This is a genomic window from Lebetimonas sp. JS138 (genome assembly GCF_000523335.1).
Lineage (GTDB): Bacteria > Campylobacterota > Campylobacteria > Campylobacterales > Nautiliaceae > Lebetimonas.
On the sequence record NZ_ATHT01000001.1, the window covers coordinates 309,133 to 333,803 of the forward strand.

The 24,671-nt window shown below is 32.7% G+C and carries 27 protein-coding genes; 11 read left to right on the top strand and 16 right to left on the bottom strand.

Annotated elements, in window-relative coordinates; genetic code table 11:
* Positions 1 to 19: 19 nt before the first annotated feature.
* Genes DZ67_RS0101695 through ligA form a run of 3 tightly spaced genes read right to left on the bottom strand, consistent with a single transcriptional unit; the run spans position 20 to position 4,499 of the window.
* Positions 20 to 2,173, bottom strand: a complete 2,154-nt coding sequence (locus tag DZ67_RS0101695; RefSeq protein ID WP_024786975.1) for an AAA family ATPase — start codon at positions 2,171 to 2,173, stop codon at positions 20 to 22.
* Complete coding sequence (locus DZ67_RS0101700) at positions 2,174 to 2,467, bottom strand: ATP-dependent Clp protease adaptor ClpS (RefSeq protein WP_024786976.1); 294 nt, start codon at positions 2,465 to 2,467, stop codon at positions 2,174 to 2,176.
* On the bottom strand, positions 2,457 to 4,499 hold the full coding sequence (gene ligA / locus DZ67_RS0101705; protein ID WP_024786977.1) for an NAD-dependent DNA ligase LigA: 2,043 nt from the start codon (positions 4,497 to 4,499) through the stop codon (positions 2,457 to 2,459). Before ligA ends, DZ67_RS0101700 begins: the two co-directional genes overlap by 11 nt.
* A gap of 138 nt (positions 4,500 to 4,637) precedes the next feature.
* Between ligA and DZ67_RS0101710 the strand changes: the two genes are divergently transcribed.
* Positions 4,638 to 4,973 (top strand): hypothetical protein, encoded by a 336-nt coding sequence (locus tag DZ67_RS0101710; RefSeq protein WP_024786978.1) that lies wholly within the window; start codon positions 4,638 to 4,640, stop codon positions 4,971 to 4,973.
* Positions 4,974 to 4,982: 9 nt separating this feature from the next.
* On the opposite strand, the gene DZ67_RS0101715 is transcribed toward DZ67_RS0101710, so the two are convergent.
* Together DZ67_RS0101715 and DZ67_RS0101720 are read right to left on the bottom strand one after the other, a co-directional pair.
* Positions 4,983 to 5,999 (bottom strand): GNAT family N-acetyltransferase, encoded by a 1,017-nt coding sequence (locus DZ67_RS0101715; protein WP_024786979.1) that lies wholly within the window; start codon positions 5,997 to 5,999, stop codon positions 4,983 to 4,985.
* Positions 5,989 to 7,164, bottom strand: a complete 1,176-nt coding sequence (locus tag DZ67_RS0101720; protein ID WP_024786980.1) for an amidohydrolase — start codon at positions 7,162 to 7,164, stop codon at positions 5,989 to 5,991. Before DZ67_RS0101720 ends, DZ67_RS0101715 begins: the two co-directional genes overlap by 11 nt.
* Positions 7,165 to 7,309: 145 nt before the next feature.
* Here DZ67_RS0101720 and dapE point away from each other — a divergent pair, with 145 nt between their 5' ends.
* Together dapE and DZ67_RS0101730 are read left to right on the top strand one after the other, a co-directional pair.
* Positions 7,310 to 8,407: a succinyl-diaminopimelate desuccinylase gene (gene dapE, locus DZ67_RS0101725; protein WP_024791716.1), complete on the top strand. Its 1,098-nt coding sequence runs from the start codon at positions 7,310 to 7,312 to the stop codon at positions 8,405 to 8,407.
* Complete coding sequence (locus DZ67_RS0101730; RefSeq protein ID WP_035907007.1) at positions 8,398 to 8,622, top strand: hypothetical protein; 225 nt, start codon at positions 8,398 to 8,400, stop codon at positions 8,620 to 8,622. Before dapE ends, DZ67_RS0101730 begins: the two co-directional genes overlap by 10 nt.
* Here the strand turns inward: DZ67_RS0101730 and DZ67_RS0101735 are convergent.
* Entirely contained in the window at positions 8,609 to 9,346 is a 738-nt protein-coding gene (locus tag DZ67_RS0101735; protein ID WP_024786983.1) for a hypothetical protein, read from the bottom strand. The two genes, DZ67_RS0101730 and DZ67_RS0101735, sit on opposite strands and share 14 nt — an antisense overlap.
* A 19-nt stretch (positions 9,347 to 9,365) precedes the next feature.
* Positions 9,366 to 10,127 carry an ABC transporter ATP-binding protein gene (locus DZ67_RS0101740; protein WP_024786984.1) on the bottom strand — a complete coding sequence of 254 codons (762 nt, stop codon included), beginning with the start codon at positions 10,125 to 10,127 and terminating at the stop codon, positions 9,366 to 9,368.
* Between the two features lie 68 nt (positions 10,128 to 10,195).
* Between DZ67_RS0101740 and DZ67_RS0101745 the strand changes: the two genes are divergently transcribed.
* The 8 genes from DZ67_RS0101745 (at position 10,196) to DZ67_RS0101780 (ending at position 16,801) form a co-directional block, all read left to right on the top strand.
* A complete protein-coding gene (locus DZ67_RS0101745) occupies positions 10,196 to 10,894 on the top strand; it encodes a flagellin (protein WP_024791717.1) in 699 nt (232 codons plus the stop codon).
* A 172-nt stretch (positions 10,895 to 11,066) separates the two neighbouring features.
* Complete coding sequence (locus DZ67_RS0101750; RefSeq protein ID WP_024786986.1) at positions 11,067 to 11,849, top strand: transporter substrate-binding domain-containing protein; 783 nt, start codon at positions 11,067 to 11,069, stop codon at positions 11,847 to 11,849.
* Between the two features lie 31 nt (positions 11,850 to 11,880).
* Positions 11,881 to 12,594, top strand: coding sequence for an amino acid ABC transporter permease (locus tag DZ67_RS0101755; protein ID WP_024786987.1), 714 nt, complete (start codon positions 11,881 to 11,883; stop codon positions 12,592 to 12,594).
* The gene (locus DZ67_RS0101760) at positions 12,587 to 13,405 is read left to right on the top strand and encodes an amino acid ABC transporter permease (protein ID WP_024786988.1); all 819 of its coding nucleotides are present in this window, start codon (positions 12,587 to 12,589) and stop codon (positions 13,403 to 13,405) included. Before DZ67_RS0101755 ends, DZ67_RS0101760 begins: the two co-directional genes overlap by 8 nt.
* 8 nt (positions 13,406 to 13,413) lie before the next feature.
* Entirely contained in the window at positions 13,414 to 14,157 is a 744-nt protein-coding gene (locus DZ67_RS0101765; RefSeq protein WP_024786989.1) for an amino acid ABC transporter ATP-binding protein, read from the top strand.
* 12 nt (positions 14,158 to 14,169) lie between these two features.
* Complete coding sequence (locus DZ67_RS0101770; protein WP_024786990.1) at positions 14,170 to 14,970, top strand: transporter substrate-binding domain-containing protein; 801 nt, start codon at positions 14,170 to 14,172, stop codon at positions 14,968 to 14,970.
* Positions 14,967 to 15,923 (top strand): amino acid ABC transporter permease, encoded by a 957-nt coding sequence (locus DZ67_RS0101775; protein WP_024786991.1) that lies wholly within the window; start codon positions 14,967 to 14,969, stop codon positions 15,921 to 15,923. The genes DZ67_RS0101770 and DZ67_RS0101775 overlap by 4 nt, the downstream gene beginning before the upstream one ends.
* A complete protein-coding gene (locus DZ67_RS0101780) occupies positions 15,923 to 16,801 on the top strand; it encodes a DMT family transporter (RefSeq protein ID WP_024786992.1) in 879 nt (292 codons plus the stop codon). The genes DZ67_RS0101775 and DZ67_RS0101780 overlap by 1 nt, the downstream gene beginning before the upstream one ends.
* Here the strand turns inward: DZ67_RS0101780 and DZ67_RS0101785 are convergent.
* From DZ67_RS0101785 to hemA, 9 genes are all read right to left on the bottom strand, one after another.
* The gene (locus DZ67_RS0101785) at positions 16,798 to 17,091 is read right to left on the bottom strand and encodes a hypothetical protein (protein ID WP_024786993.1); all 294 of its coding nucleotides are present in this window, start codon (positions 17,089 to 17,091) and stop codon (positions 16,798 to 16,800) included. The two genes, DZ67_RS0101780 and DZ67_RS0101785, sit on opposite strands and share 4 nt — an antisense overlap.
* A gap of 10 nt (positions 17,092 to 17,101) precedes the next feature.
* Positions 17,102 to 17,653, bottom strand: a complete 552-nt coding sequence (locus DZ67_RS0101790) for a DJ-1 family glyoxalase III (protein WP_024786994.1) — start codon at positions 17,651 to 17,653, stop codon at positions 17,102 to 17,104.
* Positions 17,654 to 17,655: 2 nt separating this feature from the next.
* Positions 17,656 to 18,177, bottom strand: coding sequence for a Uma2 family endonuclease (locus DZ67_RS0101795; protein ID WP_024786995.1), 522 nt, complete (start codon positions 18,175 to 18,177; stop codon positions 17,656 to 17,658).
* A gap of 21 nt (positions 18,178 to 18,198) precedes the next feature.
* Positions 18,199 to 18,906 (bottom strand): hypothetical protein, encoded by a 708-nt coding sequence (locus tag DZ67_RS0101800; RefSeq protein ID WP_024791718.1) that lies wholly within the window; start codon positions 18,904 to 18,906, stop codon positions 18,199 to 18,201.
* A 16-nt stretch (positions 18,907 to 18,922) separates the two neighbouring features.
* A complete protein-coding gene (hemN, locus tag DZ67_RS0101805) occupies positions 18,923 to 20,287 on the bottom strand; it encodes an oxygen-independent coproporphyrinogen III oxidase (protein ID WP_035907009.1) in 1,365 nt (454 codons plus the stop codon).
* A 77-nt stretch (positions 20,288 to 20,364) separates the two neighbouring features.
* Positions 20,365 to 21,240: a hydroxymethylbilane synthase gene (hemC, locus tag DZ67_RS09640; RefSeq protein ID WP_035907014.1), complete on the bottom strand. Its 876-nt coding sequence runs from the start codon at positions 21,238 to 21,240 to the stop codon at positions 20,365 to 20,367.
* A 69-nt stretch (positions 21,241 to 21,309) separates the two neighbouring features.
* Entirely contained in the window at positions 21,310 to 22,290 is a 981-nt protein-coding gene (gene hemB / locus DZ67_RS0101815; protein WP_024791720.1) for a porphobilinogen synthase, read from the bottom strand.
* Between the two features lie 56 nt (positions 22,291 to 22,346).
* Entirely contained in the window at positions 22,347 to 23,372 is a 1,026-nt protein-coding gene (gene hemE / locus DZ67_RS0101820; RefSeq protein WP_024786999.1) for a uroporphyrinogen decarboxylase, read from the bottom strand.
* Positions 23,373 to 23,582: 210 nt separating this feature from the next.
* The gene (hemA, locus tag DZ67_RS09645) at positions 23,583 to 24,671 is read right to left on the bottom strand and encodes a glutamyl-tRNA reductase (protein WP_236619995.1); all 1,089 of its coding nucleotides are present in this window, start codon (positions 24,669 to 24,671) and stop codon (positions 23,583 to 23,585) included.

The following is a 24,671-nucleotide window of genomic DNA, read 5'->3' on the forward strand; positions in this document are numbered from 1 at the left end:
ACTCACAATTCACAACTCACTATTTTTTAACTTTTAAACTGAATTTATCTTTTATATAATCAAATCTTGCCACTCCTCCGTTTTTAAGCTCCCCAAATAAAATCTCTTCGCTCAAAGGCTCTACTATATTTTCCTCAATCACCCTTGCAAGAGGCCTTGCCCCCATTTTAGGGGAATATCCTTTTTTAGCAAGTGCGGCTTTAGCCCTTTTTGTAAGAGTTAATTTTACTTTTTTGGCATTTAATTTATCCTGAAGCTCATTAATAAACTTATCTACCACCATTAATACATTTTCTTTGCTTAAAGGTTTAAATCTCACTATGGCATCAAGCCTGTTTAAAAATTCAGGTGCAAAAAATCTGTTTATTGCATCTTCTTTAAATTCACTGAATTCCTGCATAAATCCAAGATTATTTCCCTCACCAACACCCAAATTGCTTGTCATTATCAAAACAACATTTCTAAAATCAGCTTTTCTGCCGTCATTATCGCTCAAAGTCGCATTATCCATAACCTGCAAAAGAATCTGCACTATATCAGGATGCGCTTTTTCTATTTCATCCAAAAGTAATACACTGTGAGGGTGTTTTCTTATGGTTTCTGTAAGTATTCCTCCTTTTTCATATCCCACATATCCGGGAGGTGAACCGATTAATTTGGCGACTGAATGCTTTTCCTGATATTCGCTCATATCAAATCTTATAAAATTAATACCGAGCAATTTAGCTAGCTGTTTTGCAACTTCTGTTTTACCAACACCTGTAGGTCCTACAAACAGAAAGCTTCCTATCGGTTTATCTTCGCGGGTTAATCCTGCTTTTTTCCTTTTAATTACCTTAACAAGCTCTTTTATAGCCGTCTCTTGTCCGAAAACTTTTGATTTTAAACTGTTTTCGAGATTTTTTAATTTTTCTATTTCATTACTCGTTGCACTCTCTTTTGGAATATTGGCGATACTTGCGATTATTGTTTCGATATCGTTTTTTGTAATTAATTTTTTGCCCTTTAATTTATATTTTGCACCGGCTTCATCTATTAAATCTATTGCACTGTCGGGGAGATATTTTTCTCTTAAATATTTTTTAGCTAAAATTGCCGCACTTTTTATTGCTTCTTTTGAATATCTAACTTTATGAAACTCCTCATATCTTGATTTTAAACCTTCAAGTATTTTTACTGTGTCTTCAACAGACGGCTCTTTTATATCTATCTTTTGAAATCTTCTGTTTAAGGCTCTGTCTTTTTCAAAATGGTTTTTAAATTCTTCGTAAGTAGTAGCCCCAATGCATCTTATTTCACCTCTTGCAAGTGCCGGTTTAAGAAGATTTGCAACATCCATATTGCTTCCGCCCGCAGCACCCGCACCTACAATCATATGTATCTCATCTATAAACAAAATAGGCTCTTTTTCTTTTTTAAGTTCGTTTAAAATAAGTTTCATTCTTTTTTCAAATTCACCCCTGTATTTGGTACCCGCTATCAAACTTCCCATATCGAGAGAATAAATTTTTTTATTTTTAAGCTCTTTTGGAACCTGGTTAAAAGCTATTTTTTTGGCGAGACCTTCAACAATTGCAGTTTTACCTACTCCGGGCTCCCCTACCAAAACAGGATTGTTTTTTTTACGTCTTACCAAGATTTGCATAACCCTGTTTATTTCTTTTTCCCTTCCTATTACATCGTCAAATTCTTTAGCTTCTTTTACAAGTTCGGTTGTAAATTCCCCCAATACTTTCGGCTCATTCTTTTCTTCTTTTGTTTCTGTTACATATTCGACTATTTCGACTCTTTCTATTCCAAATTCTTTTAAAAGCTGATTTGCATAACTTGTTTCATCTTCAAGAAGTGCAATAAAAAAGTCGATTTCATCGGCAACGGTTTTTTTAATTCCCTGAATATGCTTTATCATTCTTTCGGTTGCTTTGTGAAAAGAAAGGGTTTCCGTAGGTGTTACCACCACAGAGGCTTTTTCAATATATCTGTCAAGATAATAATCAAGTCCCCTTCTTATATAATCAACATCAACCCCTACATCTTCAAGTAAATTTCTTATGTTTTTATCTTTCAATAAAATATAAAAAGCATGGTCTATTGTTATATATTCGTTTTGTCTTCTTTTAGCTTCATTTATTATTTCGTTAAATATATTTTTTAAATTTTCAGTTATCTGCATTTATACCTCCTCTATTTTTGCTCTCAATGGATAGCCGGATGAACGCGCAAGGGTATGAACTTTATCTACTTTCATCTGAGCTATTTCATAAGGATAAATACCCACAACAGCGCTGCCTTCCCTATCCACTTTGAGCGTAATGTTTATAGCTTCGTCTTCACTTTTATTAAAAACTGAACGTAATATTTCTATTACAAAATCAAAAGTTGTGTAATCGTCATTAAGCAATATAACTTTATAAAGTTTTGGGGTAATAATCTCCAAATCATCTTCTACCAAAACTTTAGTCGGCATTTTGCTCTCCTATCATTTTCCACATTTCATCTTCGGGAAGAAGGGTAACACCAAGCTTTTTAGCCTTATCAAATTTGCTTCCCGCATCTTCCCCGTAAATTACATAATCTGTTCTTTTGCTTACACTGCTGCTTACATGTGCCCCAAGAGATTCAAGAAGTTCTTTTATCTCATCTCTCGGTTTTTTCATAGCTCCTGTTAAAACCACTGTTTTGCCAAGAAAAGGAGATTCTTTAATCTCTTTAGCTTCGGGGCTTTTAGGCTGAATTAATTCTATAAGCTCTTCAATTTTTTCTTTATTTACTTTTACATATTCTTCAATAGATTTTACCATCTCAGGCCCGAAACCATCTATGTGCATAAATTCTAAAGGGTCGTGTTTATAAAAACCAACCCCGAATTTTTCGCAAATTTTTTTGCTTGCGACTTCTCCTATATGTTCAATTCCGAGAGCATTTACAAATCTCCAGCATTCAGTTCCTTTTGTTTTTTTAATTGCGTTTATCAAATTCTCGGCTTTTTTTCTTGCAAAACCGGGGAGCCTTTCAAGCTCTTCAACTTTAAGTTTATATAAATCCCTTATATCTTTTACAAGCCCTTTTTCATATAAAAGTTTTGCCACGCTTTCACCAAGACCTTCTATGTCCATACAGTTTTTACTAGAAAAATAAATTATAGTATTCACAACCCTTGCCGGGCAGGAAAGATTTTGACATTTAATCAGAGCCCCTTCGTCCAGTACCTCGCTTCCGCATACGGGACAATGTGTGGGTCTACTTATTTTCTTTTCATTTCCGCTTCTTTTCCATGCCAAAACTTTGGTAATTTTAGGGATAACATCCCCGCTTCTGATTACTATTACATGATCACCTATTCTAATATCCATTCTTTCAATTTCATCAAAATTATGAAGAGTGGCCCTCTCTACTATAACCCCGCCTATTTCAACAGGTTCCAAAACGGCAACCGGAGTTAAAACGCCGGTTCTTCCGACCTGAATAACAACATCTTTTAAAATTGTCTCTTTTTCAATGGCAGGAAACTTATATGCGACCATCCATCTTGGATATTTTTGAGTGTAACCTAATTTTTCAAGTAAATTAAGCTCATTCACCTTAACAACCATACCATCAAGCATTACAGGCAAATCATCCCTGATTTTAACAAATTCGTTATATTTTTTTTGAATGCATTCAATTTCGTCTTTTTTGCACTCCCCTCTTTTAGGGGGTTCCCTGAATCCGAGAGAATAAACAAAATCCATTAAATTTTTATATGTTTTAAATTTATCAAAAAACATTTTTTTATCGTTTTCATACCTGTCGTTTTCCACCTCCGTGGAATTTAATATTTCAACAGGATATCCCACACCCCAAGGTTGAAACAACAGATGTCTGCTTGCCGTAATTTTAGGGTCAAGCTGCCTTAGACTTCCTGCCGCCGCATTTCTCGGATTTGCAAAAGTGCTTTCGCCTTTTTTAACTCTCTCTACATTTAATTTATCAAAATCCTCTTTTTTTATTAAAACTTCCCCCCGTATTTCAATAAGTCCTTTATAATTTATCTTTAAAGGTATGGAGTTTATAGTTTTTGCATTTAACGTGACATTTTCCCCGATATCACCGTCGCCTCTTGTTTCCGCTCTAACCAATTCCCCGTTATTATAAACCAGATTTAAACTGGCTCCGTCAAATTTTGGCTCTATGTATAAAGTATAATACTCATCAATTAATTTATTCACCCTGTTTAACCAGTCTTTAAATTCGGCTTCACTGAACACATCTTCCATAGACCACATTCTTGTTATATGTTTGGCCTTTTCAAATCCCTCAAGTACCACATCGCCTACCCTTTGTGTAGGAGAAGTCGGATCTATTTCATCAGGGTGCGCTTTTTCGTATTTTTCAACTTCACGGTATAATTTATCATATTCTTCATCTGTAACCAAAGGATTATCCAAAACATAATAATAATATGAATATTTTTTTAAAAGCTGGACAGCTTTTTTATATTCCTCATAATTTTTAATCATCTATCCTCTTTTTGTGTTTATTGTATCATATTTTGCATTATGTATACTGATTATATCAAAATTTATTTTAAATTTCAAGTTTCTTTAGTTTATATCACTAAACTTATAATATGCTATAATTTTTAAAAAAGGATTTCAATGAAAAAAATATTAGGATTTTTTTTAATCTTGATAATTTCAGGATGCACTCAGGAACAGCAAAATAAATTGGGCCATTCCATTCAGAATTTTACAGGCGTAAACGGTGTTGTGGATATTTATTCCGGAGGCAGGATTGTAATGAGATTTTTAAAAGTGGACAAACTTACAACTGCTCACGGAACTGATGACAACAAACCAAGACCTTACAGGTTCGGATACGGATATCTTGATAAAAATTTTAATTATAAAGTTGACCCCAACGAAAAGAAAAAATTATATTTTGAAATAACAAATTACGAGACATATGTTTATTACGAAAATCCTGTTGATTAAAAAACTTAATTAATTTAATTTATTTACCCTTTTTTTATCTTTTAAAATAAATTTTGTCAGTTTTTTACAATATTTGCTGTAACAGACATTTAATTTCTCTTCTATTTTATGCCTGTTTTCAAATTGAAGTCTTAAATAATCCATTCCATCGTACCTATAAAAAAGTATACCGCTGTAAAAAAATCCCTTTTTATTTGCAAATTCCACTATTTTTTCTGCATAATGGGAATGAAGATTAATATCAAGATATACCATATCCGCTTTTATTTTTGCTTTTGAAAAAATAAAATTAAATTTTTTTTCAAAATTTTTAACCCTGCTATCACATCTAATTATTGCAATTTTTAATATTTTTTTTATTTTTAACTTAAGTTTCGGTTTTATTCTTTTAACTTTTGTTTTTGTAACGGTAATTTTTAATTTTTTGATTCTCTCAAGCATTATTTTTTTATAAATCTCGGGAAGATAATAATTTCTTTTTTCTTTTTTAAATAAAAGGTAAGAAATCAAAACGCCGCTTCTTTTTTCAAATTTAAATTCTTTTTGAGATATCCAATGAGCGACTTCCCCGAAATGAAGGGCAGTTTCAACCATTGAGTGGGATAAATTCGCTTTTTGTGAGAAAGGATGAAACATAATGGCCTCGCCGTATATTGCATAAAGTTTTATACTTTTTGCTTTTTCTATCAGATAATCAAACATCTGATTCATAATACCTCTTCCTTTAAAATCAGGATGAACTACGGCGATACCGATTTCCGCATTGTATTTGTCATTGAGTATTAAAGAAAACTGACCTACTATTTTTCCCTGATATTCGGCAATTATAGGGATTAATCTTTTTTCATTGTATGCTTTTATCCACATATTGGCATCATAAAAATCTTTTCTATAATAAGTGTCTGCGTAATTTTTTCTAATTAATTCAACTATCCCGTTTGCATCTTCTTTTTTAAAATCCCTTATATTGACAAAAAGTTTTTCCTGTTTCACAAATAAAGGTGAAAATATATTACTAACTCTCATTTTTAAATTCTTTCACTAAATTTGCCATAACCTTTGCCCCTAACGGCAATGAATCTTCGTCTATATCAAATTTTGGATGATGTTGCGGAACACATCCTATATTTTTTTCCCTACTGCAGCATCCGAGTCTGAAAAATGCCCCCTTAACAATTTTTAAATAATTGGCAAAATCTTCCCCTCCCATTACCGGCTGTTTCAAGTCGATTGGCTTTGCCCCAATCTCTTTTGCAGATTTTATTACAGTCTCAACCATTTTGTCATCGTTTATAAGTTCGGGATTTCCAAAAAAATAATGAAACTTATAATCAGCCCCCATTGCAAAACAGATTCCCTTAATCGCATCTTCCATCATCTTTTTTATGGAATTTCTAACTTTATCGTTAAGGGTTCTAACCGTTCCGGTCATTTTTACATAATCACATATCACATTCGGAGCTTTTCCGCCCTCAACCGTACCCATGGAAATAACAGCGGGATGGAGAGGATCGATTCTTCTTGAAATAATATGGTTTATTGAATTGATAGCAAGTGCACCCGTTAAAAGCGCATCAACCCCTTCATGAGGTCTTGCCCCATGTGAGCTTTTTCCAAAAATTTCAATTTCAAATGTATCGGCACTTGCCATCATTTCCCCATATTTATAACCAATTTCTCCTGTATTTAAATATGGATACATATGAAGCCCGAATATTGCATTTACATTTTCCAATGCACCATCTCGTATCAAATCTTCACTGCCTCCCTCGGTGTCTTCTTCGCTGTGCTGAAAAATACCCCTTATATTAATCGGTAGTTTGTCTTTATGTCTGTTTAATGCAATAAGTAATCCTGCCAGCACTGCACTGTGTCCGTCATGCCCGCATGCATGCATAATACCGTCTTTTCTTGATTTATAAGGAACATCATTTGCTTCTTGTATAGGAAGAGCGTCCATATCCGCCCTAAATGCCAAAAAAGGCCTGTTTTCATCGACAACAATATCACAAACCATCCCATAGTGGTCTTTAAAAGTTTTACATTTAATTCCTTCACTTTCTAAAATACCTTTAATATAATCTCTTGTCGGTTTTTCTTTGTGTGATAAATCGGGATACATATGAAGGTGACGTCTGATGTCGATTATTTTCTTTTTCAGAGAGTCAATTTCTTTTAATATTTCTTTCACACCCTCTCCTTTTAATACTGGATTAATATATTATAACACATATTTAATAAATCCTTATAAAAAGTTTTATCTAAAAATTTTTAATCATTTGATTTAGTTTATTTTTTACACAAAATTTGCTATTATTAAAACAAAAAGGGAAAAAGTGGATGTAACAGAACTATTTAAAAAACTTTTAAGTTTTAAATCAATAACTCCGGATGACGCAGGGGCAATGGAGTTTATAAAAAATTATTTAAATGATTTTGAAGTAATTGAGAATGAAAAAGAGGGGGTTAAAAACCTTTTTTTATATAAAAAATTCACAGAGGGAGAGCATCTATGTTTTGCAGGGCATATTGATGTAGTGCCTCCGGGTGATGGTTGGAATACAGACCCGTTTACTCCGACTGAAAAAGACGGCTATATTTTTGCAAGAGGCGCACAGGATATGAAAAGCGGTGTTGCGGCTTTTCTCTGGGCGCTTAAAAATGCCAAAAATTTCAACGGCACATTAAGCGCACTGATTACAAGCGACGAAGAAGGCGATGCCATCTGGGGCACAAAATACATGCTTGAAACATTAAAAGAAAAAAATATGCTTCCAGAGTATGCAATAGTGGCTGAGCCTACTTGTGAAAAAGAATTCGGGGATGCCATAAAAATTGGTAGAAGAGGAAGCATTAACGGGGTTTTAAAAAAAACAGGCCTTCAGGGGCATGCGGCTTATCCGGAAAAATCAGTTAATCCGATTCATAAAGTAGCACAGGTGCTTGGAAAAATAGCCGGGGTCGATTTAGACAGCGGAGATGAATTTTTTGCTCCGAGTAAATTTGTTGTAACGGATATCAGAGCCGGTATGGAAGTTACAAATGTAACTCCGGGTGAGCTTAAAATGATGTTTAACGTAAGAAACAATACCCATACCACAAAAGAAGATGTTAAAAATTTTATTCACAAATATTTTAAAGATATGAATTACACCCTGGAGCTCAAACAAAGCGCTGAACCTTTTATAACCGACCCTAATACAAAGGTTGTTAAAAATCTGGATAAATCCATTCAAAAAATTACAGGGCTCACCCCAAAACACTCTACTGCAGGCGGAACAAGCGATGCAAGATTTTTTGCCAAAAATGGAGTAAAAGTTGTTGAATTTGGCGTAAAAAACGATACAATCCATGCACCAAATGAAAGAACAGATAAAAATGAAGTTATAAAACTATCACGTGTTTTTGAAAATGTAATCAAGGAATGGAATTGAGAAAAGTTTATGAACTTAAAAAGGGAATATTAATTAAAACAGTAGAAAACGAAATTTTAGAATTCGATGAAATAAGGGGAGATAAAGCTGTTTTTTATAACGATTTCGGAATAGAAGTAGAATATCCGGATTATCTGGATATAGATGAGATAGGGGAAATAATAGATTCAGACAGTCTGAAAAATCCGGATACACATTCCCCTACTCTTTTTTAAATTCAACATCCACAATATCTCCGAATTTTAAACCTTTTCCAACTAATTCTACTTTATAGCTCGTTACAAATTTTTCATCCGGCACATGCCAGATTTTAGTAATTTTAAAACTGCTTAATTTATTGTTAATATAAATTTTTTTAGTTTTTATCGAATCTATTTTATCAATAGGCACATAAATATAAAGTTTTTCCCTGCTTGTATCATACACCTTTGCCACCAATCTTCCGGGTGTAAGATAATCACCCCTGTTTACATAAATTTCGTAAACATATCCGTTTGCTTTGATGTTTTTTTTATTAATTAAATCCTCTGTTTTTTTAAGATTTGCCATATCACTGCTTAAGCTTAGTTTTAAATTAATAAGCTGATTATATGTGTTTATATAATCATAAAACTTTAAATCTTTTTCTATTTGGGATTTTGTTTTAAGATCTTTATATTTTAAATAGGTTTTTTCTTTTCTTTTCAAAGCTTCTTTGGTTTTTTTTATTTCATTTTTTAACAATTTAATTTGGGTTTTTAAATTGGTTTTATTAACTTTTTCCTGATAATCGTCCAATTTTACAATTGTTTTGTTATTTACGTTTTCGGCTTCAAAATTTTTGTCTGCAAATATCACCTCCCCGCTTACACTTGCTTTTATATCAAATTCATCAAAAGGCAGAACTTTTGCATCATAAGCCAAAAGCATACTTGCTAAAAAAATAAGCAATTTTTTCATTTATTTCCTTTTCGTTTAATTAAATTCCATCCGCCATTGCTTCGTATTTTTCACTGTTACCTTCTATAAAAGCCTGGACAATCGGATTTTTTGAATTTTTAAATTCCTCTACATCGCCGAATTCAATAATCTTCCCATTAAAAAGCAACGCTATAAAATCGGCACTTTTAAAAGTTTCTTTTAAATCATGTGAAATAACAACACTGGTCATATTATGTTTTCTTGTAAGACTTTCTATCATTCTTGTAATTTTATCACTGATAATTGGATCAAGCCCGCTTGTAGGTTCATCATAAAGAATATACTTAGGCTCCATTATAATTGCTCTTGCCGTAGCCGCTCTTTTTCTCATTCCCCCGCTTAGTTCGTGTGGGAATAAAAAAGCCACCCTTTTTGCCTCAAGTCCAACCATTTCAAGTGTTTGAAATACCTTTTTTTCTATCTCTTTTTTGGATAATTTTGTGTGTTCAACCAAAGGGAAAGCCACATTGTCAAAAATATTCATACTGTCAAAAAGTGCACCTTCCTGAAAAGTAAAACCTACCTTTTTTCTTATTTCATACAGTGTTTTTATATCCGCTTTTGCCACATCCACTCCATCTACCAGTATTTCTCCGCCTGTTGGTTTAAGAAGCCCCACTATATGCTTGATAATGGTGGATTTTCCCTGACCGGACATTCCCAAAATATATGTAATTTTCCCTTCAGCTATATCAAGGTTTATATCTTTTAATACCTCTTTTTTGCCAAATGTTTTTTTCAAATGACGAATCTCAATCATTTATATCCTTTAAAATTATTTAACATTTTATCAAAAATATGATATAATCAATTATAAAGGAGTGGGAAATGAAAGTTCAAAACCTAACACAAAACCATATAAACAACCATTTACAAAAAATTCAAAAAGATTTAGATAAAATATCCAATCCAAATATAGAAGAAACAGTAAACAAATTTGTAAATGATGTATTCCAAAACGATATTGATTCCAATTTACAGGAAATTAATAATTATAATGAGGCGATTGGTTTTACACAAATTGCAAACGGGGCTTTAAATTCAATCAGGGATAATTTACACGATATAAAAACACTTCAGGCTGCATTAAACAATGCCGCACTCAGTAATGATAATTTAAACATAATCGATTCCCAAATTCAAAAATATACCAAAAATATAAATAATACTTTAGAAAATACAACATATAACAATAAAAATGTTTTTGGAAGTTTTCAGTTTAACGAAATTAATATAAATACTTCCATGCCAAATTTTGATGCTGACAATCTCGATGAATTTGAAAAATCATTAAACAGTGCATTTTCAAGTATCGGAGCGGCCCAAAATGCTTTGAGAGACAAAGTCAATAATCTGTCACAAAATATAGTATCAGAATCTGCAGCTAAAGCTCAAAATGAGCCTGATGTGGCCAAAAAAGTTATAGATATGGAAAATGAAAAAATAAAATTAAATGCCTCTGTTTTAGCGCAGGTTCATCAAAACAGTCTAAATATAGAATATATTACATCTTTATTAAGAGATTAAAATTTTCTTTTTTTTACCGTTTAATGTTTTAACACACTTCTTTTTAATTACCCGGCCTTAATTATAAATACTTATACAAACAATAATTGATTAAAATATATGCAAAAAAATTTCTTTTATTTGTCATTGTTTTGTTATAATGATTTGAAAAAAAAATTCAAAGGAGCAAAAAATGAAAAAAATACTTGCCCTGTTTGTACTTTTAGGAGTAATTTTTAGCGGTTTAAATGCTGATTTACTCCAAGATGTTCAAAAAAGAGGTGTATTAAAAGCAGGTGTGAAATATGACTTTCCACCGTTTGGTTATGTAAACGAAAAAGGTCAGGTTGTAGGTTTTGATATAGATTTGGTTAAATACATTGCAAAAAAACTCGGTGTGAAACCTGTATTTACACAGGTTACTTCAAAAACAAGAATTCCAATGGTTCAAAGCGGGACTGTAGATATTGCAGCTGCCAGTATGACCCACAAAGTAAAAAGAGATTTACCGATAGATTTTACAATCAGTTATTATTTTGACGGTCAGTCAATTATGGTTAGAAAAGATTCCACAATTAAAAACTATCATGATTTAAGCGGTAAAAAAGTCGGGGTAATTCAGGGGGCTACAAGCGGAGACAATTTAAAAAGAGTAAATCCAAAAGTTAAACTTGTATATTTCCAGGAATATCCTCAGGCTGTTATGGCATTAAAAAGAGGAAAAATCGATGCGGTTTCAACAGATTATACATGGTGTGTAACCCAGGCTAAAAATTCACACGGTGCATTCAAAGTTGTAGGCGGAACATTTACTTTCGAACCTTACGGAATGGGAGTCAGAGAAAATGAATCAAACTTCAGAGATGCGGTAAATTTTGCAATACAAGATGCTGTAAGGGACGGAACTTATCAAAAACTTTATATAAAATGGTTCGGGACAAAACCAAACAGACTTCCTGAAGTTTGGCCTAAATAATTTCTCCCCTTTTTCGGGGTAAAGGTAAATAATGGGTTATGAATTTGACTGGCATGTGTTAATTGAATATAAGCAGCTGCTGATAAATGGATTAATTACTACAATAAAACTTTCGGTTTTAGGAATAATTTTTAGCTTTATAATTGGTTCTATCGTAGGAATCGGAAGAGCTTCCAAAAGCTTTTGGCTGAGTCTTATTTCAAGTTATTATGTTGAAAGTTTCAGGAACATTCCGTTAATTGTACAAATGTTTTTTATATATTTTACTTTCACTCTTTCACAAATTTTTCCGTTTTTAAATACATGGGGTGATTTTTTACATATAAATGACGTGGATGCATTTTTTTCAGCCCTTTTAGCGCTTATTTTATATACGGGCGCTTATATAGCGGAAGTGGTAAAAGCGGGGATACGTTCCATTCCAAAAGGGCAGTTTGAAGCTGCAAGATCTCTTGGAATGAACAGATTTCAGGTAATGTGGTATGTAATATATCCTCAGGCTGTCAGAATTATCATTCCACCTCTTACAAGCCAGTTTTTAAATTTAATAAAAAATTCTTCTTTAGCTATGACAATAGGTGTGGCGGAGCTTACTTTTTCAACGCAACAAATAGATGCTGAAACTTTTAGAGGCTTTGAAGCGGCAACAGCAGTTACAATCCTTTATATTATTTTAACTTTGAGCACTTCGTTTATAATGAATCTCATAGAAATAAAATTTTCAAAAGGCGTAAAAAATGCTTAAAAACATAGAAAATTATTTCAAAACACATAAAATAGTATTTTGGATTTTCAATATTATTGTAATTGCTGCGCTGCTTAAAATTTTTCAAATGCTTGCATACCCTGAGACCCATTACGAAGAACTTTTTACAAAAGATAACTTAAGATTTCTGTTTTTTGGAAGACCTGGGGAAATTGGAGGACTTGCCTTAACTTTTATTTTGGCTGTTGTTTCAATAATTTTAAGCTTTATACTTGGTTCAATTTTTGGAATCGCAAGATGGTCTAGTATTAAATTAATTAAAATACCATCGATTTTATATATTGAAATAGTAAGGGCAACCCCGCTGCTTATGGTGATATTCTGGGTATTTTTTGCAATACCGGTATTTTCAATGAGCTTTTTTCACACTCAGGCACATGTGTCACCTACCGTTGCGGCGATAATTGCATTTACCATATTTACAAGTGCTTATGTTGCCGAAATAGTAAGAGCCGGTATAAATTCCATTCCAAAAGGACAGTTTGAAGCTGCAAAATCTCTTGGAATGAATAATTTTCAGACATTTTTTTATATAATTCTGCCTCAGGCATACAGAAAAATGATACCGGCGTTTGTATCACAGTTTGTTGCACTTTTTAAAGATACGTCTCTTGCTTATACAATAGGCGTAATTGAATTTTTCAGGGCTGCAACAATTATCAATAACAGACTTTATATCAGTTTTGAAGTATTTTCTTTTGTAGCATTGGTATATTTCAGTATAGCATTCAGTATGAGTAAATTTTCTCATCATTTAGAAAAAAAAGTTGAAAAACAGCTTAACGCATAGGAGCATAGATGGATAATGACAAAATCATTCAGATGAAAGATATTGAAAAATATTATGGAAATTTCCACGCCCTAAAAGGTGTAAATTTCGACGTAAAAAAAGGAGAAGTTGTAGTAGTCTGCGGACCAAGCGGAAGCGGAAAATCTACACTTATCAGATGTATAAACAGACTCGAAGATATTGACAGCGGAAAAATAATTATTGACTCTAAAGATTTATATCACAAAAAAACAAATATAAACAAACTCCGTCAGGAAGTTGGAATGGTTTTTCAGCATTTTAATCTTTTTCCGCATTTGACAATACTCGAAAATATTACTTTGGCTCCGGTTAAAGTAAAAAAAATGCCAAAAAAAGAAGCCGAAGAACTTGCTATGAGCCTGCTTGAGAGGGTTAAAATTCCTCATCAGGCAAACAAATACCCAAGTGAACTTAGCGGAGGTCAGAAACAAAGGGTTGCAATTGCCAGAACACTGGCAATGAAGCCTAAAATCATTCTTTTTGACGAACCGACAAGTGCACTGGACCCGGAAATGATAGGTGAAGTACTTGATGTTATGAAAGAACTCGCAAAAGAAAATTATACAATTGTGTGTGTAACCCATGAAATGGGATTTGCAAGGGAAGTGAGTGACAGAATTGTATTTATGGATGCAGGCCAGATAGTAGAAGAAAATACGCCTGAAGAATTTTTCAACAACCCTCAAACAGACAGGGCAAAAAAATTCTTAAGCGAAATCTTACATCATTAAAAGGAGATAAAAATGAAAAAATTACTATTTACGGTTTTAGCTTTGGTATCAATGGTTTTTGCTGCCGATTTTAATCTTTGGCAAAAATCTACTTTAAATCAGGTTGTAAAAAAAGGCGTACTAAGAGTCTGTCTGGAGCCGGGTTATGTTCCTTTTGAAATGAGAGACAAACACGGAAGAATAATCGGTTTTGATGTTGATGTTGCAAAAAAAATGACTAAAGATATGGGTGTAAAACTAAAACTTGTTCCGACAGCATGGGACGGCATCATTTCTGCACTTATTACCAATAAATGTGATATCATAATGTCAGGTATGACCATTACCCAGAAAAGAAACTTAAAAGTGGCATTTACAAATCCATACTTTTTAGTCGGTCAAACGCTTCTTGTAAATAAAAAACACAAAGGTGTAAAAAGTTATAAAGATTTAGATAAAAAAGGTATGGTAATTACTACAAAACTCGGTGTTACAGGAGAAATTGCAGCAAGAAAACTCTTTAAACACGCCACAATCAAAACATTTGATTCAGAAAGCGCAGCTGTTCAGGAAGTTATAAACAACAGAGCAGATGCATTTATATACGATAAACCTTACAATGAATTATTTATGGCGGGTAAAGGAAAAGGGAAACTAATTTTTCTTAATCAGGATTTAACTTACGAACCTCTCGGATTTGCTATTAACCACGGTGATCCGGATTTTCTAAACTGGTTAAACAATTTCTTAAGACAAATCAAACATGACGGAACTTATGAAAAACTGTACAACAAATGGTTTAGACATACTGATTGGTTAAAAAGAGTTCAATGAAAAAGTCAATATTAAAAAAAAAAGAAACAGGCTTACTTTTAGCCTCTCTTTTTTATGTATTGGTAGGATATTTTTTATATAACGCTGCAAGCAAAATAAATTATACATGGAAATGGGATATGATTCCCAAATATTTTGTATATAAGGCTAAAATTCCTCTTACATCTCCATGTGACGGAAAGCTTCAGATAAAACAAAATAAAGCGGTAATAATCTGCGAAAATAAAAAAATTTATCAGTTTGATATAAATGGTTATAAATTACAATTTAAAAATGGTGAATATTTATTTCAGGATGATGAATTTGCATATAAAGAAAAATTAAAACCGGGTCCTTTTATTTTGGGAATTTGGGTAACTATTAAAATTTCAATTATTTCAATGCTTTTCGCTTTTTTAATAGGCCTTATAATAGCAATAATAAGGCTAAGCGGCATCCCGGCACTTGATTATATAGGAAGTTTTTATGTTACTGTTATCCGCGGAACGCCTCTTTTGGTGCAGCTGTTTATTTTTTATTTTATAGTGGCAACTATTTTTGCACTTCCGAGATTTTGGGCGGGTGTTATGAGTTTATCTATATTTTACGGGGCTTACATTGCAGAAATTTTAAGAGGCGCAATCCAGGCGGTTGATAAAGGACAACATGAAGCGGCAATGTCACTCGGATTTACACCGATTCAAAAAATGTATCTGATTATTCTGCCGCAGGCCTTAAAAAAAGCGCTTCCGGCTCTTATAGGTGAGCTTATCTCATTAATAAAAGACAGTTCACTTGTATCGGTTATATCCATTACAGACCTTACAAAAGTGGGAAGGGAAATTGTTGCAAACACATTTTCTCCATTCGAAGTATGGCTCACGGTAGCTGTTCTTTATTTGATGTTAACTTCAATATTAAGTTTTATCGGACATAAACTTGAAAAAAGAATGAAAGCGCAGGGCGGAATTTAGTGGATAGAATATTTGCAAAATATTCTGATTTTTTATTAATTTTAACAGCCTTTTTCTGGGGCTCCACTTTTATTCTAATGAAAAAGGCAATAGAAGATTTACCAACATTCTCTTTTCTTTTTGCCAGATTTTTTTTGGCATTTTTATTAATGCTTTTGATTTTTTATAAAAAAATTACTTTAAAAAAAGAAGATATTCTTGCTGCTTGTATTCTGGGATTTTTGAATTTTATAGCTTATGCCGCACAGACATATTCTCTTAATTTTGTACCCTCAAATATTGTTGCCTTCATAACAGCGTTATTTGTGGTATTTACCCCGATATTTTCTTTTCTGCTGTTTAAAAGAAACATTAAAATATATTCCATCATCGGAGTTATAATTGCTGTTATAGGATTATATCTATTAACACTAAGCGGAAAACTAATTTTTAATGTTTATGAAATTTATCCTCTTTTGTGTGCAATATTTTTTGGTATGCATGTAAGCGTAACAGATGTCTTTTCTAAAAAATACAATATTTATACACTGGTAACTTTTCAGTTTTTAGTTGTTGCAATTTTAAGCCTTTTGTTTGTACCGTTTGAATCTCACAAGATAAAAATCACACCCCTTGTGATTTTCGCACTTTTTATTACTTCGTTTTTTGCAACGGTATTTGCTTTTTTCGTTCAAACTTATGCCCAAAAATACACGTCTCCGACAAAAACAGCGATTATTTTCGCTTTAGAGCCGGTTACGGCTGCATTTTTTGGAATTATGTATGGAGAAAAATTAACCTTATTTCAAATATCAGGTGGTTTTTTAGTTATTTTTGCAACAATCATAAGTGAAATAGGAGATAAAATAATTAAGTTATTTAACCCCAAAAATTATTAATAAATTCTTGGGGCGATTTTTATTTCAAACAGATTTCTTTTTATATATAAATTACCGCTCATCGGATCATATTCAATCTCTTCAGGAATAAATTCATTTACTTCTTCTTTTAAATCAAAATAAATTTTCCTCTCAAAAAACCTCTCTATTACGACTTTTGAATCAAAAAATTTTCTCTCATTTCCAAAAACATATTCAATTAATGCGTCAAATTCTCTGTATTCATCAAATTCACGTATTTTTCCATGCCAGCTTTCAAGAAAATAATCCAATGCTTCAATTCCCCTCATTTTAAACTCCTTAACAAAAATCAGCCAATAATCCTGCCTTTAACTGATTATAAACTTCCTCACCTGCAAATTTTTTAACAATTTCAAGACCAAAACACATAGCTGTTCCAGGACCTTTACTTGTCAAAACATTTTTATCCTCTACAACTTTAGCATTACTTACATATCCTTCTTTTCTTATATTTCCTTCCCATCCGGGATACGCTGTGTATCTCTCTTTTAAAACTCCGGCGGTTTTAAGTGCATACGGACCTGCACATATAGCACCCACATATTTTCCTTTTTCATCCATTTCTTTTAAAAGTTTTTGAACACTCTCATCGTTTGCTAAATTAATTGCACCCGGAAGTCCGCCCGGTAATACAATTAAATCCAGCTCATCTGCATTTATAAGTTCTATTTTTGTATCTGGAATTACCCTTATATTATGGGCTCCGTAAATCACATCCCCGCCGACACCGGCGACAATTACATCAAGCCCCCCTCTTCTCATTACGTCAATAAGTGAGGTTGCTTCAATTTCTTCAAACCCGTTAGCCAAAGGAACACACACTCTTGCCATTTTTACCCCTTTTTTTTAAATATTTTACCAAAATCAATCTCTATATCACAAATATCAAACTTAAAATTTTTATCTCCTTCATAAACTTTATCAAATTTTGAATTCTTTAGCTTAAATATTCTTACCTTTTCAAAATCTGGATAAACCAAAATATAATATTCAACTTTTTCTCTTTCATAAAGTTTAAATTTAATCTCCTCATCTTTATTTGCTGTTGAATCAGAAACAATTTCTACTACAATTTTTGGAGCTGTTTTTGGATATTTTTCTATTTCTTCGCAATAAATTGCAATATCCGGCCTTACAACCGTTTTTTCATCAATAATCCAGTCAAGCTCTGGATAACTCTCACACTCACACTTTTCTAATCCATTATTAAAATATTGAACTAACCTGCTCATTAACAATTGATGCTTACTTACAGGACTTGGTGCCATTGCAAAAGGATATCCTTCAATTAATTCCCAGTCACCTTTCCAGTTTTTATAATCGAAGTATGTATAGGTCGGAGGATTAAAGCTCATATTAAGCCTTTTTTTATATTATTATACCAAATTTTTAATACTAACTCTTAAAAAGGGATACTCATCAACTTTTTTATAAATTATTCCAAACGTCCCTTTAAGTTCCGGAAGTTTTTTAATTTCTTTAACCTCTCCGTCAACCTCAACTTTAAAAGATTTAATTCTGTTTGCAATAATAAACTGATGTGAACATAAAAGTTCATTAGCCCTTATAACAAAATTGTCATCGCACGCATAAAGCACACTTCCGTCAAAACTCGGCAATTCATCTATTTCTTCCAAACAACATTCAAACTCTTTTTGGGTTTCCACTATCTCAGCCAAAATAGGATCGCTGGGTTCAAAAAAATTAGGCAAATCTACCCCGCTAATTTCAAATTCGCCAAACTCTCTTAAAATAGTTAAAAATTTTTTTATATTTTCATATTTTGGATGCAATAAAACATCTCTGCCAACAATTATTTCACCTCTTTTAAGTTTTTCCAAATCATATTCATCAAAATTACTTTCACTCATCAAATATCCGTCATCCATATCGTCAAAATAATTTTTTACCCTTTCAGGCACTTTTTCGTAAGTAAAATGTTTGGCAATCAAAGCAATTACAGCCTCTTCCGCCATCGGTTCGTAAGTTATTGAATCTTTATATTTTACCGGATGCAAAAAAATATCTGCATCTATTTTTTTTAAAGGCAGATTTCCTATTGAAATTTTTAATTTTTTATCCATTTTCCTCTCTCCTAATTTATACAGATTTTGAAAATACTTTTTGATTTTTCATTTTTTTAAAATATTCATCAAAAGGCAGCACTATATTTCTAATAAGCAAACTCCCTGTCCTGTTGACTTTTATTTTATTATTGTCAATTTCAACAAGTCCCCCGTCCACAAATTCCTGCAGCTCATTTATTTCATTTTTAAATTTATCAAAAAAATTAATACCAAATTTTTCTTCAAATCTTTTTATATCAAAGCTGAAATTTGCCATCATTTCCATTATTATATATTTTCTGATTTTATCCTCTTTATTTAAAATTATACCCCTAAATGTTGGAAGTTTCCCCTCGTCTATTACTCTTTCATAATTTTTTAAATCTTTATAATTTTGAAAATATGCATTCTCAGTTTCACTGATGGAAGTAAGGCCGACTCCTATTAAATCAGCCCCGCCTTTTGTGGTATACCCCTGAAAATTCCTGTGAAGTTCTCCTTTTTCAATCGCTTTAAATAGTTCATCCTCAGGCTTTGCAAAATGATCCATTCCAACCATTATATATCCGTTATTTTCAAAAAAATCTATCACATATTTGAAAATTTTTTGTTGTTCTTCAAGGGCTGGAAGGGTAGTTTCATCTATTTTTCTCATACCTTTTTTAAGCCATGGAACGTGAGCATAGTTAAACACTGCAACTCTGTCCGGATTTAACTTAATAACGAGTTCAAGCGTTTTCTTAAATGTTTCTAAGCTTTGATAAGGAAGGCCGTAAATCAAATCGATATTTATCGATTTTATTCCTGCATCCCTTGCAATGTCAACTGCTTCTTTGGTTATTTCAAAAGGCTGAATTCTGTTAACAGCCTTTTGAGTTGCTTCATTAAAATCCTGAACTCCAAAACTGATTCTGTTTACTCCAAATTTTTTCATAACATCCATATGAGATTTAGAAAAAAACCTTGGGTCTATTTCAACACTTATTTCGGCATCACTCTCAAAATTTTTAAAATAGCTATAAATCAATTCATAAACTTCTTTTAATTCATCAGGGGTGAAAAATGTGGGTGTTCCCCCTCCAAAATGAAGCTGTCTGACAATTCTGCCTGTATCAAGATATTCACTTAATATTTCAAGCTCTTTATTTAAATATTCAATATATCTTTTTCTTTTGTCTGCTTTTGAAGTATATACAACATTGCATCCGCAAAAATAACAGGCACTCCTGCAAAAAGGCAGATGAAAATAAAGACTTACAGGTTTATCGCTTTTAAATTCATTTATAATATCTTCAGGCTTTAAATCCTTAAATTCAACCGCTGTCGGATATGATGTATATCTCGGTGCGTGTCTTGAATATTTGGATAGTTTTTCAAAATCTATTTTTTCATTTATCATTTTTTACCTTTTCACTTGGAACTTGGCTACTTGGCAACTCTCAACTAACTCACCACTCACAACTCACTACTCACTATTTACAAAAATTCCTTTGCAAAGTCTTTTCCTGCATTTTCCCATTCGTCAAATGCAATAACCACCTCTTTTTTTATTAACTTACCATTTCTCTCAAGAATACCTTTTATTTTAATGGAATCATCAGGCATTATTTTTGCATTTACCCCCACAGGTGCATGACATCCCATATTCAAAGTATCGACAAAATCCCTTTCTATACTGACTTCTACAAATGTTCTCAAATCATGGAGCGGCTTAACGGCTGCGATTACTTTTTCATCATTTACAGTTTCAATTCCCAAAGCCCCCTGTCCCATTGCCGGAATAATTAAATCTGTGTCAATAATTTCTATATATTTAACCGATTTTTTAAGCCCAAGTCTTTTTATTCCAGCATGAGCCAAAATTATTCCGTCATATTCACCGTTTTTTAATTTATTGATTCTTGTATCGACATTTCCTCTTAAATCACTAATTATTAAATCATCCCTGAAAGCTTTAATCTGCATAGCACGTCTAATTGAGCTGGTTCCTACAACCGCATTAAAAGGTAAATCGGCCAGTGTTTCAAATGTTTCACTTAAAAAAACATCTTCAACTGCTTCTCTTTTAGGAACGGCGGCCAAAGTGAAATGTTTTGTGTCATACTCGGTTGGAAAATCTTTAAGAGAATGTACAGCAATCTGGGCTTCTCCTCTTAAAAGGGCTTCTTCAACCTCTTTAATAAAAAGCCCTTTTCCTCCAATTTCAGTTAAAGGCTTATCTAAAATTTTATCCCCTGTAGTGGTCACAATTTTTAAACTTACCTCATGACCCAGATTTTCAAGCCTTGCTTTAACCCATTCAGCCTGCCATAAAGCTAATTTACTCCCGCGAGTAGCTATTGTCAATTTCATTCAAATCCTTTAAATTTTTTGCATATTATACATTATCAATTTGAATTTTTCACTTTTCACTTTTCATTTTTAACTAAGTAATTTCGCCGCATCTTTACTGTGATAACTTATAACCATATCGGCCCCGGCTCTTTTAAAGCTTGTTAAAATTTCCATCATTAATGTAGAATAATCCATCCAACCATTCATACTTGCCGCTTTTACCATGGAATATTCCCCGCTTACATTATAAATGCAAAGAGGCTTAAGTGTATTTTCTTTAACCGTTTTTATAATATCCATAAAGCTAAGAGCAGGTTTTACCATTAAAATATCAGCGCCTTGTTCTTCATCTATTAAGCTTTCAAGCAGAGCTTCCCTTGCATTTGCCGTATCCATTTGATATGTTTTTCTATTTTTTGGGAGATATTCGTTTGCGACAGGTGCACTCTCAGCGGCATCCCTGAACGGTCCGTAAAATGCGCTAGCAAATTTGGTTGAATAACTCATAATCGGAATATGCGAAAAGCCGTTATTATCAAGAGCATCTCTTAAAGTAATGACAATATCATCCATCATACCGCTCGGTGCTATCATATCTGCTCCTGCCTTGGCATGAATTAGTGCCTGTTTTGCGCTGATTTCAAGAGTTGCCTCGTTATCAACCGTTTTTAGTTTCGGATTAATAATTCCACAGTGCCCGTGGTCAGTAAATTCACAAAAACATAAATCTGTAATAATGGCTATTTTATCGCCGAAAGTCTCTTTGGCTTTTCTTACACTTCTGGCAATCAGCCCTTCTTCGCTTAAAGCATCGCTTCCGCATGAATCTTTTAGTTTTGGGATTCCAAACAAAATTACGGCTTTTATTCCAAGGTTTATACACTCATTTATTTCATCCAAAAAAGCATTTTCTCCGTTTTGATAAATTCCCGGCATTGAAGGAATTTCATTTTTACCATCAAGCCCCTCTTTTATAAAAACAGGCATAATTAAATCATTTTTTGTAATATAGTTTTCCCTTACCAAATCCCTGATATTAGCATTAAGTCTTAATCTTCTTAAATTCATTTATTCTCCTTTTTCACTGTACATTTTATTTTTCTTAATCCTTATTCCTAAATCCTTCATCCTCTTTTTAACGTAATTTCTTTACATAAATCCACAAAATATTTTGCATTATCCACAGACACATCCGGTAAAATTCCATGCCCCAAATTGAATATATGTCTGTGCCCTTGCATTGTATTAGCAATTTTTTCAACAGCCTCTTTTGTCGCACTTTTTGAATAAAGACGCGTCGGTTCCATATTTCCCTGAAGGGTATAATTATCTTGAAAAATTTCAAGAGCATAATCCATTGGCGTATTCCAATCAACCCCCAATACATCAAAATCCCCGTCCATATCACTCATATAAAGCCCTACACCTTTACTAAAAAGTATTACAGGAACATTTGGATATTTTTCTTTTATCTCTTTTGAAATTGTTTTCATATAATTCCAGGAAAATTCAAAAAATTTATCCCTTTCAAGCGCACCGCCCCAGCTGTCAAAAACCATTACGGCGTTCGCTCCGGATTCAATCTGATTTGAAAGATATTCAATTAATTCTCTGGTATTAAAAGCTAATAGTCTATGAAGCATCATAGGATTTGTATAAACCATCCTTTTTATTTTTGCATATTGTTTGCTTCCCCTTCCTTCCACCATATAAGTGGCAATTGTCCAAGGACTCCCGCAAAATCCGATTAAAGCTTTTTCTTTACTTAATTCACTTCTTATTATTTTTACCGCTTCATACACATAAGATATTTTTTTATCTGCCCTGCAATCAAGTCTGTCTATATCTTCTTCAGAATCTATTGTTTTGTCAAAAACGGGACCGACCCCTTTTTCGAACCTCAGAGGTAACCCCATTTCCATTGGAAGATTAAGTATATCGCTAAATAAAATAGCAGCGTCCACATTAAGGTGTCTCACAGGCTGAATAGTAATTTCAGCGGCAATTGCAGGATTTTTTGTCATATCCAAAAAATTACCAACTTTCCTTCTAATTTCCATATATTCAGGAAGATACCTCCCCGCCTGCCTCATCATCCAAACAGGGGTATATGGAGTTTTTTTCCCAAAACAGGCATCAATAAAAATCATCTTATTCCTTTCATCTCACTACTCACAATTCACTATTCTCTATTTAAGTATCCCCTTATCCATATGATAATCACATTTATTAATATCCAAAATATCACCTTTTAAATTAAAAAGTCTTTTTAAAGATGAAACTAAAATATCAACTTCCGGGGAATCACGACCTATTTTTTAAGAGTTATATTGGGATTGTGTAAAAACCTTTTAAATGCATTATGAAGTACTTTTCCACTTCCTCTTTATATTCAGCCGGAATATTATTTTTTTCACAGCATTTTCCAACGAAGCCCCAGCACACTGTTTAGCTTTATCCTGCAAAAATTTTATAATAGGTTCAATTGATACCGACTGAAGATATTTATAAAATTCAACAACGCATTTTTCTATTAAATCATTTGCAAAAACAAGTTCTTTTTTTCTTTTTTTAAGATTTTCTTCGGATATATTTTTTAAATCATCGACTTTAATAATTTCTATAGCTTCATTTTCTGTTATTTCTATATCGCAGGGAATTGCCAAATCAAACCAGATTCTTTGATAATTTGTCACTTTAATATGTTCTTTTTTTATAATAGGATCTTTTGATGAGGTAGCTGAAAAAAGAAGTCTGTAATTATTTATAAGTTTTGGCAGTTTTTCCAAAGGGTGCACGTCAATATTCACCTCATCTCCCAATTCCTCTTTAAGGGCAAATGCGTTTTCCACGGTTCTGTTAACCAAAATTATATTAACACCTTCTTTTATCAAATTTTTGCATACAATTTTGGCAGTATCACCCACTCCTACAACAACAGCGGAATAACCGCTTAAATTATCGAGTCTGTCTTTTGCTTTTTTTACGGCAATTGATGCCACAGAAACAGGTTCTTCTGAAATTTGTGTCTGATTTCTGACTTTTTTTGCACATTTAAAAGAAAAATGAATAAGTCTTGTCAAATCCTGAGCCATATAATGTTTTTCATAAGCTTTTAAAAAAGCTTCCTTAAGCTGCCCTGTAATCTGTGCTTCGCCTACAACCATCGAATCCAGACTTGCAGCAACCCTAAAAGTATGCCTTATAGCATCTCTACCTTCATAAATTTCGGCACTGGTAAATTCTTCTTTTGTAATTACCTTTGAAAAAGCTTTTTCAAACAGCTCATTCAAATCTCTTTTTTGATCAAAAAAAACTTCGAATCTGTTACATGTGCTAAGGAGCATTACTTCTTTGAAATCTCTAAAATCTTCCAATTTCAAATTGGCAAGCTTTCCCCTTAAATTTATATCTGAATTTCTGTAATTAAAACTTATTATAAAATACAT

Excerpts from the sequence above, each read along its gene's own strand:
- DZ67_RS0101710 (WP_024786978.1), top strand. The coding sequence starts at position 4,638 with ATGAAAAAAATATTAGGATTTTTTTTAATCTTGATAATTTCAGGATGC.
- hemN (WP_035907009.1), bottom strand. The coding sequence starts at position 20,287 with ATGATAAATGAAAAAATAGATTTTGAAAAACTATCCAAATATTCAAGA.
- hemC (WP_035907014.1), bottom strand. The coding sequence starts at position 21,240 with ATGAAATTGACAATAGCTACTCGCGGGAGTAAATTAGCTTTATGGCAG.
- DZ67_RS0101750 (WP_024786986.1), top strand. The coding sequence starts at position 11,067 with ATGAAAAAAATACTTGCCCTGTTTGTACTTTTAGGAGTAATTTTTAGC.
- DZ67_RS0101700 (WP_024786976.1), bottom strand. The coding sequence starts at position 2,467 with ATGCCGACTAAAGTTTTGGTAGAAGATGATTTGGAGATTATTACCCCA.
- DZ67_RS0101695 (WP_024786975.1), bottom strand. The coding sequence starts at position 2,173 with ATGCAGATAACTGAAAATTTAAAAAATATATTTAACGAAATAATAAAT.
- DZ67_RS0101745 (WP_024791717.1), top strand. The coding sequence starts at position 10,196 with ATGAAAGTTCAAAACCTAACACAAAACCATATAAACAACCATTTACAA.
- DZ67_RS0101755 (WP_024786987.1), top strand. The coding sequence starts at position 11,881 with ATGGGTTATGAATTTGACTGGCATGTGTTAATTGAATATAAGCAGCTG.
- hemB (WP_024791720.1), bottom strand. The coding sequence starts at position 22,290 with ATGAATTTAAGAAGATTAAGACTTAATGCTAATATCAGGGATTTGGTA.
- DZ67_RS0101730 (WP_035907007.1), top strand. The coding sequence starts at position 8,398 with ATGGAATTGAGAAAAGTTTATGAACTTAAAAAGGGAATATTAATTAAA.
- DZ67_RS0101775 (WP_024786991.1), top strand. The coding sequence starts at position 14,967 with ATGAAAAAGTCAATATTAAAAAAAAAAGAAACAGGCTTACTTTTAGCC.
- DZ67_RS0101800 (WP_024791718.1), bottom strand. The coding sequence starts at position 18,906 with ATGGATAAAAAATTAAAAATTTCAATAGGAAATCTGCCTTTAAAAAAA.
- DZ67_RS0101765 (WP_024786989.1), top strand. The coding sequence starts at position 13,414 with ATGGATAATGACAAAATCATTCAGATGAAAGATATTGAAAAATATTAT.
- ligA (WP_024786977.1), bottom strand. The coding sequence starts at position 4,499 with ATGATTAAAAATTATGAGGAATATAAAAAAGCTGTCCAGCTTTTAAAA.
- DZ67_RS0101785 (WP_024786993.1), bottom strand. The coding sequence starts at position 17,091 with ATGAGGGGAATTGAAGCATTGGATTATTTTCTTGAAAGCTGGCATGGA.
- DZ67_RS0101735 (WP_024786983.1), bottom strand. The coding sequence starts at position 9,346 with ATGAAAAAATTGCTTATTTTTTTAGCAAGTATGCTTTTGGCTTATGAT.
- hemA (WP_236619995.1), bottom strand. The coding sequence starts at position 24,671 with ATGTATTTTATAATAAGTTTTAATTACAGAAATTCAGATATAAATTTA.
- DZ67_RS0101770 (WP_024786990.1), top strand. The coding sequence starts at position 14,170 with ATGAAAAAATTACTATTTACGGTTTTAGCTTTGGTATCAATGGTTTTT.
- DZ67_RS0101740 (WP_024786984.1), bottom strand. The coding sequence starts at position 10,127 with ATGATTGAGATTCGTCATTTGAAAAAAACATTTGGCAAAAAAGAGGTA.
- DZ67_RS0101760 (WP_024786988.1), top strand. The coding sequence starts at position 12,587 with ATGCTTAAAAACATAGAAAATTATTTCAAAACACATAAAATAGTATTT.
- DZ67_RS0101795 (WP_024786995.1), bottom strand. The coding sequence starts at position 18,177 with ATGAGCTTTAATCCTCCGACCTATACATACTTCGATTATAAAAACTGG.
- hemE (WP_024786999.1), bottom strand. The coding sequence starts at position 23,372 with ATGATTTTTATTGATGCCTGTTTTGGGAAAAAAACTCCATATACCCCT.
- DZ67_RS0101715 (WP_024786979.1), bottom strand. The coding sequence starts at position 5,999 with ATGAGAGTTAGTAATATATTTTCACCTTTATTTGTGAAACAGGAAAAA.
- DZ67_RS0101790 (WP_024786994.1), bottom strand. The coding sequence starts at position 17,653 with ATGGCAAGAGTGTGTGTTCCTTTGGCTAACGGGTTTGAAGAAATTGAA.